Genomic DNA, 13,485 nt, shown 5'->3' with positions numbered 1-13,485 from the left:
CTCCATGGCTGTGCAGACAGTTGCAAGCTCCACCGATTCCACCGTCGACCTCGGTCCCGCCGCGGCCCTGAGCTGTCGCGAGTGCGGTCACCGCGTCCCCCTCGGCCCGGTGTTCGCCTGCGAGGAGTGTTTCGGCCCGCTGGAGATCGCCTACGACTTCTCCGCCTACGACACCGAAGAGCTGCGCCGTCGCATCGAGTCCGGCCCCGCGAACATCTGGCGGTACGCGCCGCTGCTGCCCGTCCCGGCCGACGTGGCCGACAAGCCGAACCTGAACCCGGGCTGGACCAAGCTCGTCAAGGCCGACAACCTCGCCGCCGAACTGGGCGTCACCGGCGGCCTGTTCGTCAAGGACGACTCCGGCAACCCGACCCACTCCTTCAAGGACCGCGTGGTCGCCCAGGCCCTGGAGGCCGCCCGCGCCTTCGGCTTCACCACCCTGTCCTGCTCCTCCACCGGCAACCTCGCCGGTGCCGTCGGCGCCGCCGCGGCCCGCGCCGGCTTCCGCTCCTGCGTGTTCATCCCGCACGACCTGGAGCAGGGCAAGGTCGTCATGGCCGCGGTCTACGGCGGCGAGCTGGTCGGCATCGAGGGCAACTACGACGACGTGAACCGCTTCTGCTCCGAGCTGATCGGCGACCCGGCCGGCGAGGGCTGGGGCTTCGTCAACGTCAATCTGCGGCCGTACTACGCGGAGGGCTCCAAGACCCTCGCGTACGAGATCTGCGAGCAGCTCGGCTGGCGGCTGCCCGACCAGATCGTGGTCCCGATCGCCTCCGGCTCCCAGCTGACGAAGATCGACAAGGGTCTGCAGGAGCTGATCAAGCTCGGTCTGGTCGAGGACAAGCCGTACCGGATCTTCGGTGCGCAGGCCGAGGGCTGCTCGCCGGTGTCCACCGCCTTCAAGGCCGGGCACGACGTCGTACGGCCCCAGAAGCCGAACACCATCGCCAAGTCCCTCGCCATCGGCAACCCGGCCGACGGGCCGTACGTCCTGGACATCGCGCGCCGCACCGGCGGTGCCGTGGAGGACGTGACGGACGAGGAAGTCGTCGACGCCATCAAGCTGCTGGCCCGCACCGAGGGCATCTTCGCGGAGACGGCGGGCGGTGTGACCGTCGGCGTCACCCGCAAGCTGCTCAAGGACGGCGTCCTGGACCCGACCAAGACCACGGTGGTCCTCAACACCGGCGACGGCCTGAAGACGCTGGACGCGGTTGCCGGGACCGGCCTCACCGCCACCATCCGACCGACCCTGGACTCCTTCCGAGAGGCTGGCCTCGCATGAGCGTGACCGTTCGCATCCCCACCATCCTGCGCACCTACACCGGCGGTCAGGCCGAGGTCGCCGCCGAGGGCGCGACCCTCGCCGAGGTCATCGCCGACCTGGAGAAGAACCACACCGGCATCGCCGCGCGCGTCCTGGACGACCAGGGCAAGCTGCGCCGGTTCGTCAACGTCTACGTCAACGACGACGACGTCCGCTTCGAGCAGGGACTGGAGACGGCGACCCCGGACGGCGCCGGTGTGTCCATCATTCCGGCCGTCGCCGGCGGCTGATCGTTACCTTGGGTAACTTCGGTTACGCGCTGTTCATCGAATTGCCTCCTCCGTAAGAGAAGCGGAGGAGGCAATTCTGCGTGATTAAGCGCGGTAGAGTTGGGGAACGCGCCCTCGGACCACCGGTCGGGGGCCCTGTATTCATGCCGCACGCCCGACAAGAAGTAGCCAAAGTGCGTGGGTTATATGCGGCTTTTGTGGCGGTTTGCTGAGCCCGACTTGCCCTGAAGTCAGGCGAATTCTCCGCACATTCCGGACCGTTCCCGTCCAGAATTCTCGTCCGATTGACCTGTTGCAGACGGCAGTTGGACAGATACATTCAGCCGCGGTCGACGCGTTCCGGCGCACGCCCCCGACCGATGGGGGGTGAGGTCTGACCCGGGTCCGCGAAGTGTGGATCTGTGCAAGGGCCAGTAATAGGGGAGTTAGGCATGGCTCAGGGCACCGTCAAGTGGTTCAACGCGGAGAAGGGGTACGGCTTCATCGCGGTCGACGGTGGTGCGGATGTTTTCGTCCACTACAGCGCGATCCAGATGGACGGTTACCGCACCCTGGAAGAGGGGCAGCGGGTCGACTTCGAGATCTCGCAGGGCCAGAAGGGCCCGCAGGCGGACATGGTCCGGCTGGCGACCAGCTGAAGCACGCGTCGACTGTCAGCGACGTTCTTCGTTCATCTTCGAAGGGCTCGCACCTCGCTCGGGGTGCGAGCCCTTCGTCATGCCCGGGGTGGCCCGTGTTCGCGGGCGGCTGACGGGGGTGCCGTACCCCGTAGGCGCTTGCACTCGACCATGCCGAGTGCTAATCATTGGCGTTAGCACTCTGAAGGTGAGAGTGACAGTGAAGGACCGGGTCGGTGAGGCCCGCAGGCCGGGTGGGGCAAGGAACCACGAGGCCGGCGAGCCGTCCGTCGCGGGCGCGGGCGCGGTCCGAAGGAATCACCCCCAGTCCTGGAGGGACCACTTCACATGGCCAAGATCATCGCGTTCGACGAGGAGGCGCGGCGCGGCCTCGAGCGCGGCATGAACCAGCTCGCGGACGCCGTGAAGGTGACGCTCGGCCCCAAGGGCCGCAACGTCGTCCTCGAGAAGAAGTGGGGCGCCCCCACGATCACCAACGATGGTGTCTCCATCGCCAAGGAGATCGAGCTCGAGGACCCGTACGAGAAGATCGGCGCCGAGCTGGTCAAGGAAGTCGCCAAGAAGACGGACGACGTCGCCGGTGACGGTACGACCACCGCGACCGTGCTCGCCCAGGCCCTCGTCAAGGAAGGCCTGCGCAACGTCGCCGCGGGTGCCAACCCGATGGCCCTGAAGCGCGGTATCGAGAAGGCCGTCGAGGCCGTCTCCGCCGCCCTGCTGGAGCAGGCGAAGGACGTCGAGACCAAGGAGCAGATCGCCTCCACCGCGTCCATCTCCGCCGCCGACACCCAGATCGGCGAGCTGATCGCCGAGGCCATGGACAAGGTCGGCAAGGAAGGCGTCATCACCGTCGAGGAGAGCAACACCTTCGGTCTGGAGCTGGAGCTCACCGAGGGCATGCGCTTCGACAAGGGCTACATCTCCGCCTACTTCGCGACCGACATGGAGCGCATGGAGGCGTCGCTCGAGGACCCGTACATCCTCATCGCCAACTCCAAGATCAGCTCCGTCAAGGACCTGCTCCCGCTCCTGGAGAAGGTCATGCAGTCGGGCAAGCCGCTGCTGATCATCGCCGAGGACGTCGAGGGCGAGGCCCTGTCGACCCTGGTCGTCAACAAGATCCGCGGCACCTTCAAGTCCGTCGCCGTCAAGGCCCCGGGCTTCGGTGACCGCCGCAAGGCCATGCTCGGCGACATCGCCATCCTCACGGGCGGCGAGGTCATCTCCGAGGAGGTCGGCCTCAAGCTGGAGAACGCGACCCTGGACCTCCTGGGCCGCGCCCGCAAGGTCGTCATCACCAAGGACGAGACCACCATCGTCGACGGTGCCGGCTCCTCCGAGCAGGTCAACGGCCGCGTCAACCAGATCCGCGCCGAGATCGAGAACAGCGACTCGGACTACGACCGCGAGAAGCTGCAGGAGCGCCTGGCGAAGCTCGCCGGCGGTGTCGCGGTCATCAAGGCCGGCGCCGCCACCGAGGTGGAGCTCAAGGAGCGCAAGCACCGCATCGAGGACGCCGTCCGCAACGCCAAGGCGGCCGTCGAGGAGGGCATCGTCGCCGGTGGTGGCGTGGCCCTGCTGCAGGCCTCCCAGGTCTTCGAGAAGCTGGAGCTCGAGGGTGACGAGGCGACCGGCGCCAACGCCGTCCGCATCGCGCTCGAGGCCCCGCTGAAGCAGATCGCCGTCAACGCCGGCCTCGAGGGCGGTGTCGTGGTGGAGAAGGTGCGCAACCTGACCCCGGGCCACGGCCTGAACGCTGCGACCGGCGAGTACGTCGACCTGGTCGCCGAGGGCATCATCGACCCGGCGAAGGTGACCCGCTCTGCCCTGCAGAACGCCGCCTCCATCGCCGCGCTGTTCCTGACCACCGAGGCCGTCATCGCCGACAAGCCGGAGAAGGCCGCCGCGCCGGCCGGCGGCGGCATGCCGGGCGGTGACATGGACTTCTGATCCTCCCCGGATCACCTGTCCGTTCCGAGGGCGGCACTTCCAGCTTCCGGCTGGGGGTGCCGCCCTCGGGCGTGTACTCAGCTGTGGGGCCGCTTGAGGTGATCGACGAAAGCGGACCAGGCCGTGGGCCGGAACACGAGCTTCGGGCCGCGGGGGGTTTTGGAGTCGCGGACGGGGATGGCGGTGGGGAAGGAGTGGGTGACCTCCAGGCAGTTGTCGCCGCCTCCCCCGCTATAGCTCGACTTGTGCCAGATGGCCGCGCTCAGATCGTGGTCAGGGATGTTCCTCATGGGTGTAATCCTGCGCCAACGACTCGACCAGAGCTAGGGACTTCCCCGGCGAGAGTGCAGAGGCCACGAGGAGATCAAACGTGAACCTCAGTTGGGCGACGGTGGCCGGATCGTCCTCCAGCCGACCGGTGCCGACCCCTTCTGAGTAGACCAGCGGGGGCGCGTCCTCGAAGTCCATCAGCTTGAGGGCGCCCTTCATCGCCGTATGCGCTCCCGCGCTGAACGGCAGCACCTGCACGATGGCCCGGCTCCGGCGGGCCAGACCCGCGACGTGGTGCAAGGCTTGCGCCATCACCTCTCGGCCACCGGTCTCCCGGCGCAATGCGGCTTCGTCAAGTACGGCCCACAACATCGGCCTTGTTGGGTGGTCGAGCAGACGGATCCGTTCCATCCGCCCTTCCACCCACTCGTCGATGGTTTCCTCCGGTGCCGTCGGGTCGTAGGCGCGGTTCACAGCCCGTGCGTACGCGGGTGTCTGGAGCAATCCCGGGATCAGGAGCGGCGCGTACTCCCTGATCGCCGTAGCTCTCGCCTCAGCCTCCGCCGCTTCCGCGAAGTGCTCTGGATACTTCGACTTGGCCGCCGCCCCGCAGTTCCGCGTGAAGAAGCCCCCCGTCTCCAGCACCTCATCCAGCATCCGAGCGAACTCCGGCTGCATCCGCCGTGTCCCCGCCTCCAGTTGCCCGATGAACGACCCGCTCACGAACAGCCGTTGGCCCAACTGCTCCTGGCTCAGCCCCTTCCGCTCCCGGGCGTGCCGTAACTCCGCGCCCAGCAAGGCGCGCGGCGATGACGACGGATCGAGGTTCTTCGGTCCTGCCATGGCGACTCCTGGTCTGACAGCAGAGGTTGTTGGGGCGCCCTCTCTGGCCAGGTTAGAGCGCCGGCGGCCACGCTGTGTGGTGAACGCGAACACTCAGCGTGGAGGAATTGGCGCAATGGAGACGAAGGAATCGGCGGCGGACGAGCGGCCCGCCCGGAGTGCCGAGGAAGCGGTGGAGCGGCTGCGCGAAGCCCTGCGCGGCGTCGGGATCATCCTGCCGTCGCTGCGGATCGACCCGGTGACCGGCGCCCACGGGCATCCGTACGCCTTGGTCGACCTGGGCCGCTGCAACATCGGCGTCGCCTCGAGGCTGGCGGCGGTCGTTCGCGCGAAGGGCGGTGCCGCGTGAGCCGTGCACCCGTGTACGCCGTGGACCTGCGCAGCGGGCGGATCGGCGAGGTCATGGGGCGCGTGGGCGGGTACGTCCAGCTCCGGCCCATCGGCGGCGGCCGGGAATGGGACTGTCCGCCGGGGGAGCTGGGGGAGGCGCCGACGGACGAGGTGCTGCGGGAGCGGGCGCGACGGCTGAACCGGGACAGTGTGAGCGGCGTCACATAAGGGCTTCCTCCGGGGTGGAATGTGGGGCAGCGCATAGGCGATTACTTAAGGAGCTGCAACAATGCGTGCACACATACCGTCCGGTTGACTCAGCCACCCAGAGGAGCCCCCCACGTGACCGTCACGACGCCCGCCTCCCGCGCGGCCCAGGTCCTGTCCCGTCCGATCGCCCTCAACGGGCTCACGGTCCCCAATCGGATCGTGATGGCGCCGATGACCCGCATGTTCTCCCCGGACGGCATCCCCGGCGAGGACGTGCGCTCGTACTACTCCCGCCGGGCCGCCGCCGGGGTCGGCCTGATCGTCACCGAGGGCACGTACGTGGGCCACGAGTCGGCCGGCAACAGCGCGCGCGTGCCCCGGTTCCACGGCGAGGAGCAGCTGGCGGGCTGGGCGAAGGTCGCCGAGGACGTGCACGCGGCCGGCGGCACGATCGTCCCGCAGCTCTGGCACATCGGCATGGTCCGCAAGGACGGCGACGCCCCGTACCCGGACGCCCCCGCGATGGGCCCGTCCGGCCTGGTGACGGCGGACGCCGAGCCCACCGGCAAGGCCATGACCCAGAAGGACCTGGACGACGTCGTCGCCGCGTTCGCCCGGGCCGCCGCGGACGCCGAGCGCATCGGCTTCGACGGCGTGGAGCTCCACGGCGCCCACGGTTACCTCCTCGACCAGTTCCTGTGGGAGGGCACCAACCGCCGCACCGACGCCTACGGCGGCGACCCGGTGGCCCGCACCCAGTTCTCCGCGGAGATCGTGGCGGCGGTCCGCGAGGCGGTCTCCCCCGAGTTCCCGATCATCTTCCGCTACTCGCAGTGGAAGCAGCAGGACTACACCGCCCGCCTGGCCGAGACCCCCGAGGAGCTGGAGGCGATCCTGACCCCCCTGGCGGCGGCCGGCGTCGACGTCTTCCACGCCTCCACCCGCCGCTACTGGCTGCCGGAGTTCGAGGGCTCGGACCTGAACCTGGCCGGCTGGACGAAGAAGCTGACCGGCAAGCAGGTCATCACCGTCGGTTCGGTCGGCCTCGACGGCGAGTTCCTGGGCGCCTTCCAGGGGCAGGGCTCCGAGGTCAAGGGCATCGACAACCTCCTCGACCGCATGGAGGCCGACGAGTTCGACATGGTCGCCGTGGGCCGCGCGCTGCTCCAGGACCCGGAGTGGGCGGCCAAGGTGCTCTCCGACCGCTTCGACGAGCTGAAGCCGTACGACGCGGCCTCGCTGAAGACGCTCAGCTGAAGCTCCCGAGGCCTACAGGTTGCCCATGGGCTCGATGTCGACGTGCACGGGTGTGCCCCACACCCGTAGCACCTCGTAGTCGGTGAACTCGTGCACGAGCCGGTAGGCCATCGCGGGCCGGGATCCGCGCCGCTGGGCGGCGAGATACGCCTCCGCCTCCCGCCGATCCCTCCTCGGCGTCCCGCACAACTGCCACTCCTGCCCGTTCCACGCCTCCGGCAGCCACCGCTGCTGCGGCTGAGGCCGGTCGCCTCGGACCCCGTAACGGGAGGGCGCGGTGGCGGCGGGTGCGGGTTCGGTCCTCGCGCCCTGGAACTCCGACCGGCGGGCGGCCCGGCGCCGGGTCTCGCAGAGCAGACACAGATCGGGCGCGCTCTCGTCGACGGGCCCCTGCGGATGCTCGGGACACCGGGTGCTGGGCGCGCCGCTCCCGACGCTCTCCTCCACGAGGTCCAGCGCCCGGCGCAGATCCGCCTTGACCTCGTGCAGCCGGGCGTCCGGGGTGTCGGCGGTCAGCGCCTCCCCGTGCTCCCCGAGCACCCGGAGGGCCCTTCCCAGAGCGGCGAGCTGGGCGTGATTCATGTCAGCCTGCGCAGTCCTTGAGTTCCTCGGCGTCCCCCAAGGGTACGAGAGCGACCGGCAAAGCGGCCGACTCGACGGGGTCGGGCCCTTGGGCCGGGCTCGTCAGTTCACGTCGACGAAGTCGCCCGTGGCCTTGGCGGCGGGCGTGGTGCTCGTGCCCGTGAAGTAGTAGCGCCAGTAGCCGTCGGTGGAGGCGGTGACCGTGGTCTTCAGATTGCCGCTGCCGTCTGTGTTCACGGTCTTGACGGTGCTGTACGTGCTGCTGCCGGCCTTGCGGAACTGCAGCTTGACCGGCTGTCCGGCGTACCCGTGATACAGGTGGTCCTCCCAGTTCGCCCTGGTCAGCTTGCCCGTGACGGTGATCGTCCGGCCCTTGGCGACCGGCTCCGGCGAGGCGTTGACCGTGAGCTTGGAGTAGCGCTGTACGTGGAAGGTGCCGAGATTCGTCCGCTTCGCCGAGTCGCCGTCCTTGGCCTTCGCGTACGCGCCGAAGTGCCAGGTGCCCGCGAGGGCGTTGTAGTGCAGGTCGTACTCGGGGACGACGGTGTACGTCGACGTGCAGGTGACCGTGGTCCCCGACGTGCACGTGGTCTCACTGGGCGAGTCCTGGGTCCAGAAGGCGTCGGGGTCGCTCCAGGTGCCGTGGTACAGGTACGTCTGCCCGGAGGCTATGCCGGCCGGGTCGGAGGCCGTGAACGTGACCTTGAAGGTCACCTTGTTCGTCGTGCCGACGGCGACGTCCTTGCCACCGTTCACCACCACGTTCGAGACCTGGGTGTCGCCCACCACCGTGTCCGCGTGAGCGGCCGGAGCGGTGAGGGCGATGAGTGCCAGCGCGCCGGACGAAGCGGCACCGATGGCGAGTCTGCGCATGTGTTCCCTCAAGAAATGAGGCCTGTCGCCCAAGTGAGCGTCTGGCGGGTGAACGAACTGTAAAGGATGGCCTCTGCCCGGGGGAGTCGTAGGGTGCGCCCGTGCTGGCGAACCGGTTGGTCGACGTCCTTCGTCGCTTCAATGCCGCCTACCCCTGGGACCACAACGCGCACTATCACCCGTGGCTGGTACGGCAGTTGCCCCGGCGGTTCCGTGCCGCGCTGGACGTGGGGTGCGGGAGCGGGGATCTGGTTCGGTTGCCGGCCCGGCGGGCGGAGTCGGTCGTCGGGGTGGACGCCGATCCGGAGATTCTCGGCAAGGCGCGTCAGCTGACGGCTCCCGACGCCGCCGTCACCTACCGGCTCGCCTCCGCCCCTGACGGCCTTCCGCCCGGCCCCTTCGACGTCATCACCTGTGTGGCCGTACTCCACCACCTGCCCTTCGCCGGCACCCTCGACCGGCTCAAGAAGGAGCTGGCTCCCGGTGGAACCCTCGTCGTCGTCGGCTGCGCGCGGGCCGACAGCCCGCTCGACCACGCGCTCGGGCTGGTCGCCGTACCGCTGAACGCGGCGACCGGGTGGGTGAAGAATCGCGGGCGGGCGGTCACCCGGAGGCCCGTGTCCATGACCGCGCCCACCCGCGAGCCCGCGATGAGTTACGGCGAGGTCGAGCGGGAGGCTCGCCGGCTGCTTCCCGGGGCCCGGTTCCGGCGGCGGCTCTTCTGGCGTTACACGCTGGTCTGGCGGGCTGGGTGAGGCCCGTCGCTCAGCGGCCCTGATGGATCAGGCTGCCCTTGCCGCACCTGGGCATGGGGTTGCCCAGCGGAAGCGGGGACACGGACTTCACCGCGGGGGCGGCGACGAGGTTGCCCGCACAGGTCGCGGTGTCCGTGGCGGTCCAGTGGTCGTCGGCGTGCGCGGGAGCGGCCAGGGTGGCCGCGGAGGCGGCCGTCAGGGCGGCCGTGGCGACCACTCCGGGCCCGAGCACGATCTGCCGGGTGGGCCCGTCGGACACCACCCCCAGCACCCCGGGCAGCGTCCGCAGCCCCTCCTCGTCCACCGCCGTCGGATCGGCGAGGGTCAGCCGGAGGCGGGTCATGCAGTGGCCCACGGAGGTGATGTTGGCCGGGCCGCCGACCCGGTGGAGGATGGCGGTCGCGGCGGAGGCGGGGGCGTTGCGCACGCCCCGAGCGTGCGGGTCAGCGGGCCGCGTGCGCCAGCGCGGCACGCAGATGGCCGCCGGACTCCTCCAGAAGGCGGGCGGCCGTCGGGCCGTCGACCTGGGCGAGGAGGGCGAGGATCGCGTTCTTCACCTCGCCGCCGGACTCGCTGAGGGCCTTCTCGATCTCCGCGTCCGAGGCGCCCGTGGCCAGGGACACGATCCGGCGGGAGCGGGCCCGCAGCTTGTCGTTGGACGCCCGCACGTCGACCATCAGGTTCCCGTAGGTCTTGCCGAGCCGGATCATCGTGATCGTCGAGAGCATGTTGAGGACCAGCTTCTGGGCCGTGCCCGCCTTCAGCCGGGTGGAGCCGGTGATCAGTTCGGGGCCGACCACCACCTCGATGCCGTGCTCGGCCGCCGCCGCGAGCGCGCTGTGCTCGTTGCAGGCCAGGCCGATGGTCAGGGCGCCCAGGGCGCGGGCGTGCTCGACGGCGCCGATCGCGTAGGGGGTGCGGCCGGAGGCGGAGACGCCGACCACGGTGTCGTCGGGGGTGAGCCCCAGCGCGTCCAGGTCCCGGCGGGCCAGTTCCGCGGAGTCCTCCGCGCCCTCGACGGAGGTCACCATCGCCTCCGGGCCGCCCGCGATCAGGCCGACGACCTGCGCGGGGTCGGTGTTGAAGGTGGGCGGGCACTCGGAGGCGTCCAGGACGCCGAGCCGGCCGGCGGTGCCCGCGCCGGCGTAGACCAGTCGGCCACCGCGAGCCATGCGTGCGGCGACGGCGTCGATGGCGGCGGCGATCCGGGGCAACTGCGCCGCCACGGCGGCGGGCACACCCGCGTCCTCACCGTTCATCAGGCGGGCGATGTCGAGGGTGGGAAGGCGGTCGATGTCGGCGAGCTCGGGCCGGAAGGCTTCGGTGGTCAGGGAAGCCAACTGCCGACGCAGGTCATGGGAGGTCATGGGGGGCGGCTCTCTCAGGTCTGGGTGCCGTTGCGCGTCCTGTTACTCACCCGGGGTGTCACTCGTCCGGACCATCCGGAGTGTCACTCACCTGGGGCTGGTGCGATGCCGGTGGGCCAGCGCCTCGTACGACGCGGCCAGCGCGGGCGCCGCCGTCTCGTACGTACGCTGGGCCACTCCCACGAACAGGCAGTCCACCACGAGCAGTTGACTGGTCCGCGAGGACATCGCGGCCGGCCGCAGCTCGCTCTCCCGTGAGGTGGACGTCGTCAGGACGTGGTCGGCGTACTGAGTGACCGGCGAGTCCGGCCTGCCGGTGATGGCCACGGTCGTGGCCCCGTGCTCGAAGGCGGCCCGCAGCGGCTCGATGACGTCCCCCGTCGAGCCGGAGTGGGTGATCGCGATCGCCACGTCACCCGAACGGAGCTGTACCGCGTTGGTCACGGCGAGGTGCGGGTCGCTGTGGGCGTGGGCTATGAGGCCTATGCGGAGCAGCTTCTGGGTGAGGTCCTGGGCGACGAGCCCGGACGCCCCTATGCCGTACACGTCGGTGCGCCGGGCGCCGGCCAGTGCGCCCACCGCGGCGGCGAGCTGGACGGTGTCGAGTCCGGCGGCCGTGTCCGCGAGGGTCTGCTGCTCCTCGTAGGCCAGCTTGGTGACGACGTCGGCGATGGGGTCGTCCACCGCGATGTCGGTCGTGATCGCCGGCGCCCGGCCCGACTGCTGCTGCGCGGCGAGCCCGGCGAGGGCCAGACGCAGATCGCGGTAGCCGGGGTAGCCCAGGATGCGGGCGGTGCGCACGACCGTGGCCTCGCTGGTGCCGGTGAGCTCGGCGAGGCCGGTGACCGTGAGGGCGGCGCAGCCGGCCGGGTCGCTCGCGACGGCCTCCGCGACGCGCTGCATGGAGCGGGTCATGGTGGGGGCGAGGGTGCGCACCTTGGCGGCGAGGGATCCGCCGGGACTGCCGAAAATTTCCTTCACGTCCTGGGTCACAGATGAAAGATATTTTCGGTTCGGCGTCGTGGTCAAGAGTGCGCACAATGGGTCTTATGGAGCCCATCAGTCCCCTTGAACAGGCGCTGCACGCCGCCCGAGCCCTCGTGCTCGCCGATCTGATCGCAGGCGAGGTCGCGGAGGCGGACGTGGTCTCGCTGGTCGAGGACTCCGTCGTGGAGCGCCGCTGGTGGGTCGAGCAGTGGCCGGAGGGCGCGTCCTACGTCGCCGGGCTGATCGCCCAGGACGTGCAGGACGCGCTGCTGGACCGCTACGGCCGCTGGCCGCTGTGCCCGGTGTGCCCTTCCGGCGACCCGCACGCGCTGGACGTGGAGCCCGAGCTGGGCCCCGACCCGCACTGGGTGTGCCACAAGGCGGGCGTGAAGGTCGCGGCCGTGGGCTCGCTGGGCTCGGCCACGGGCGGAATGGCCTCGTCGTGACGCTGTACATCGACCCGCCCGCCTGGCCGGGACACGGCCGTATGTGGTCACACCTGGTCAGCGACGTGTCGTACGACGAACTCCACACGTTCGCCGACGGGCTGGGCGTGCCGAGGCGGGCCTTCGAGCGCGACCACTACGACGTTCCCTCGCACCGGTACGCGGAGGCGGTCGCGGCCGGAGCGGTGGAGGTCAGCAGCCGCGAAGTGGTGCGGCTGCTGCGGGAGTCCGGGCTGCGCAGGCCCAAGGGGCTGGTGCGGCGGGGGGTTTCCTAGTCCCCGACCGCGAACCGTGTGGCCCCGAGGCGCCTTTTTCAGCCGCGCAGTTCGTAGTGGAGCAGTCCGGAGGCCGGCTCGGTGCCGTCCTCGCCGCTCACCGGGACGAACCCGGCCCGGGTGACCACCGCCTGCGAGGGCGTGTTGTCCCGCTCGATGGTCGCGAAGAGCGAGCCGACGTCGTCCCGGGCCAGTGCCCAGTCCGCCAGCGCGCGCAGGGCCTCCGTGGCGTACCCCTGCCCCCGGGCGCCCTCGACCAGGTCGTAGCCGATCTCCACCCGGCCGTCCTCGTCCGGGACGCCGTGGAAGCCGAGGCCGCCGATCGCGCGGCCGTCCTCGTGCCGTACGAGCACGAAGACCCCGAACTCCGGGCGGTGCACGCCGCCTTCGTACGCCTTCATCAGGAAGGAGGCGGCCTCCCGGGTGCCCTCGTACGGGCCGCCGTCGAGCCAGGTGAAGCCGCCGTCGCCGCCCAGGCGCAGATCGTGGGCGGCGGCCGGGCGCAGACCGGTCAGGGTGAAGCGCCCGGCCGGGATGACGAGGTTGTTCATCCAGCGCCATTCGGTGACCGGGGCGCGGCCGGGCAGCTCGCCGCGGCCGGTGGCCCACAGCAGGGTCGGCCACGGGGCGGGGCCGGGCTGGACGTGCGGGAAGAGGCAGGCCAGGAGCGCCTCGACGAGCTCGGCGGGCGGCTCGTAGGGGATGTCCAGCCCCTCGGCCATGTCGTGGGTGTGCAGCAGCACCTCGGCGATGCCCATCGCGGCGAAGCCCTGGGCGTCGGCGCTGCGGAAGGGGTAGGGGTGGAAGGCGCGGACGCCGGGCGGTGCGGTGCGGACGGCGGCGGCCAGCAGCGCCCCGGTCGTCTCGATGACGTGCAGCAGGCCCGCGTTGCCGGTGCCCTCGTCGAGGAACTTCAGCTCGAAGGGGACGTAGGCGTCCTGCGCGCGTCCGGCCAGGTTGCCGGCGTAGGCGATCAGGTCGTCGGCGACATGGACGGCGGTGGCGTGGCAGTCCCACTCCAGCCGCCCGGCCCGCACCGCCCGCCAGTCCCGGTCCACCGCCGCGCGCAGTGCCGCCGTGCAGCCCGCCACGGCCTCGGTCACATGGTCCCCGTTTATCGGTCGCATGGGCGAACCCTAGAG

At 70.4% G+C, this 13,485-nt stretch carries 18 protein-coding genes; 10 read left to right on the top strand and 8 right to left on the bottom strand.

Going from position 1 to position 13,485, the window contains the following annotated elements; translation table 11 throughout:
• Positions 1-4 precede the first annotated feature (4 nt).
• From thrC to groL, 4 genes are all read left to right on the top strand, one after another.
• Complete coding sequence (gene thrC, locus ACQPXS_RS22495) at positions 5-1,288, top strand: threonine synthase (RefSeq protein WP_433451100.1); 1,284 nt, start codon at positions 5-7, stop codon at positions 1,286-1,288.
• Positions 1,285-1,560: a MoaD/ThiS family protein gene (locus ACQPXS_RS22490; protein WP_004000249.1), complete on the top strand. Its 276-nt coding sequence runs from the start codon at positions 1,285-1,287 to the stop codon at positions 1,558-1,560. Before thrC ends, ACQPXS_RS22490 begins: the two co-directional genes overlap by 4 nt.
• 431 nt (positions 1,561-1,991) lie before the next feature.
• Complete coding sequence (locus ACQPXS_RS22485) at positions 1,992-2,198, top strand: cold-shock protein (RefSeq protein WP_019057200.1); 207 nt, start codon at positions 1,992-1,994, stop codon at positions 2,196-2,198.
• Positions 2,199-2,525: 327 nt separating this feature from the next.
• On the top strand, positions 2,526-4,148 hold the full coding sequence (groL, locus tag ACQPXS_RS22480) for a chaperonin GroEL (protein WP_228624502.1): 1,623 nt from the start codon (positions 2,526-2,528) through the stop codon (positions 4,146-4,148).
• A gap of 77 nt (positions 4,149-4,225) precedes the next feature.
• Here the strand turns inward: groL and ACQPXS_RS22475 are convergent, their stop codons facing one another.
• Together ACQPXS_RS22475 and ACQPXS_RS22470 are read right to left on the bottom strand one after the other, a co-directional pair.
• The gene (locus ACQPXS_RS22475) at positions 4,226-4,438 is read right to left on the bottom strand and encodes a DUF397 domain-containing protein (protein WP_433451099.1); all 213 of its coding nucleotides are present in this window, start codon (positions 4,436-4,438) and stop codon (positions 4,226-4,228) included.
• Entirely contained in the window at positions 4,422-5,261 is an 840-nt protein-coding gene (locus ACQPXS_RS22470; RefSeq protein ID WP_433451098.1) for a helix-turn-helix domain-containing protein, read from the bottom strand. Before ACQPXS_RS22470 ends, ACQPXS_RS22475 begins: the two co-directional genes overlap by 17 nt.
• A 115-nt stretch (positions 5,262-5,376) precedes the next feature.
• On the opposite strand from ACQPXS_RS22470, the gene ACQPXS_RS22465 reads away from it, so the two are divergent.
• From ACQPXS_RS22465 to ACQPXS_RS22455, 3 genes are all read left to right on the top strand, one after another.
• On the top strand, positions 5,377-5,610 hold the full coding sequence (locus ACQPXS_RS22465; protein WP_433451097.1) for a hypothetical protein: 234 nt from the start codon (positions 5,377-5,379) through the stop codon (positions 5,608-5,610).
• Positions 5,607-5,819 (top strand): hypothetical protein, encoded by a 213-nt coding sequence (locus ACQPXS_RS22460; protein ID WP_433451096.1) that lies wholly within the window; start codon positions 5,607-5,609, stop codon positions 5,817-5,819. The genes ACQPXS_RS22465 and ACQPXS_RS22460 overlap by 4 nt, the downstream gene beginning before the upstream one ends.
• 114 nt (positions 5,820-5,933) lie before the next feature.
• Positions 5,934-7,058 carry an NADH:flavin oxidoreductase gene (locus ACQPXS_RS22455; RefSeq protein ID WP_356303803.1) on the top strand — a complete coding sequence of 375 codons (1,125 nt, stop codon included), beginning with the start codon at positions 5,934-5,936 and terminating at the stop codon, positions 7,056-7,058.
• Between the two features lie 12 nt (positions 7,059-7,070).
• Here the strand turns inward: ACQPXS_RS22455 and ACQPXS_RS22450 are convergent, their stop codons facing one another.
• Both ACQPXS_RS22450 and ACQPXS_RS22445 read right to left on the bottom strand, forming a co-directional pair.
• Positions 7,071-7,640 carry a hypothetical protein gene (locus ACQPXS_RS22450; protein ID WP_351805411.1) on the bottom strand — a complete coding sequence of 190 codons (570 nt, stop codon included), beginning with the start codon at positions 7,638-7,640 and terminating at the stop codon, positions 7,071-7,073.
• A 102-nt stretch (positions 7,641-7,742) separates the two neighbouring features.
• Positions 7,743-8,513, bottom strand: a complete 771-nt coding sequence (locus ACQPXS_RS22445; protein WP_433451095.1) for a calcium-binding protein — start codon at positions 8,511-8,513, stop codon at positions 7,743-7,745.
• Between the two features lie 104 nt (positions 8,514-8,617).
• On the opposite strand from ACQPXS_RS22445, the gene ACQPXS_RS22440 reads away from it, so the two are divergent.
• Positions 8,618-9,268: a class I SAM-dependent methyltransferase gene (locus tag ACQPXS_RS22440; RefSeq protein ID WP_433455901.1), complete on the top strand. Its 651-nt coding sequence runs from the start codon at positions 8,618-8,620 to the stop codon at positions 9,266-9,268.
• A gap of 10 nt (positions 9,269-9,278) precedes the next feature.
• On the opposite strand, the gene ACQPXS_RS22435 is transcribed toward ACQPXS_RS22440, so the two are convergent.
• The 3 genes from ACQPXS_RS22435 to ACQPXS_RS22425 all read right to left on the bottom strand — a co-directional run bounded on the left by ACQPXS_RS22435 (position 9,279) and on the right by ACQPXS_RS22425 (position 11,628).
• Positions 9,279-9,695, bottom strand: a complete 417-nt coding sequence (locus tag ACQPXS_RS22435; RefSeq protein ID WP_433451094.1) for a PTS glucose/sucrose transporter subunit IIB — start codon at positions 9,693-9,695, stop codon at positions 9,279-9,281.
• Between the two features lie 16 nt (positions 9,696-9,711).
• Positions 9,712-10,635: an N-acetylmuramic acid 6-phosphate etherase gene (murQ, locus tag ACQPXS_RS22430; protein WP_433451093.1), complete on the bottom strand. Its 924-nt coding sequence runs from the start codon at positions 10,633-10,635 to the stop codon at positions 9,712-9,714.
• An 87-nt stretch (positions 10,636-10,722) separates the two neighbouring features.
• On the bottom strand, positions 10,723-11,628 hold the full coding sequence (locus tag ACQPXS_RS22425; protein ID WP_433451092.1) for a MurR/RpiR family transcriptional regulator: 906 nt from the start codon (positions 11,626-11,628) through the stop codon (positions 10,723-10,725).
• A gap of 56 nt (positions 11,629-11,684) precedes the next feature.
• Here ACQPXS_RS22425 and ACQPXS_RS22420 point away from each other — a divergent pair, with 56 nt between their 5' ends.
• Positions 11,685-12,068, top strand: a complete 384-nt coding sequence (locus tag ACQPXS_RS22420) for a hypothetical protein (protein WP_365327237.1) — start codon at positions 11,685-11,687, stop codon at positions 12,066-12,068.
• A complete protein-coding gene (locus tag ACQPXS_RS22415; protein WP_356303830.1) occupies positions 12,065-12,343 on the top strand; it encodes a DUF4031 domain-containing protein in 279 nt (92 codons plus the stop codon). Before ACQPXS_RS22420 ends, ACQPXS_RS22415 begins: the two co-directional genes overlap by 4 nt.
• Positions 12,344-12,381: 38 nt before the next feature.
• Here the strand turns inward: ACQPXS_RS22415 and ACQPXS_RS22410 are convergent, their stop codons facing one another.
• Positions 12,382-13,470, bottom strand: coding sequence for a GNAT family N-acetyltransferase (locus ACQPXS_RS22410; RefSeq protein WP_433451091.1), 1,089 nt, complete (start codon positions 13,468-13,470; stop codon positions 12,382-12,384).
• Positions 13,471-13,485 lie beyond the last annotated feature (15 nt).

Origin of the sequence: Streptomyces sp. CA-142005 (assembly GCF_050942335.1) — a bacterium.
Classification (GTDB): domain Bacteria; phylum Actinomycetota; class Actinomycetes; order Streptomycetales; family Streptomycetaceae; genus Streptomyces.
The sequence above is the reverse complement of the archived record's forward strand: the minus strand, read 5'-3'. Positions and strand labels throughout refer to the sequence as shown.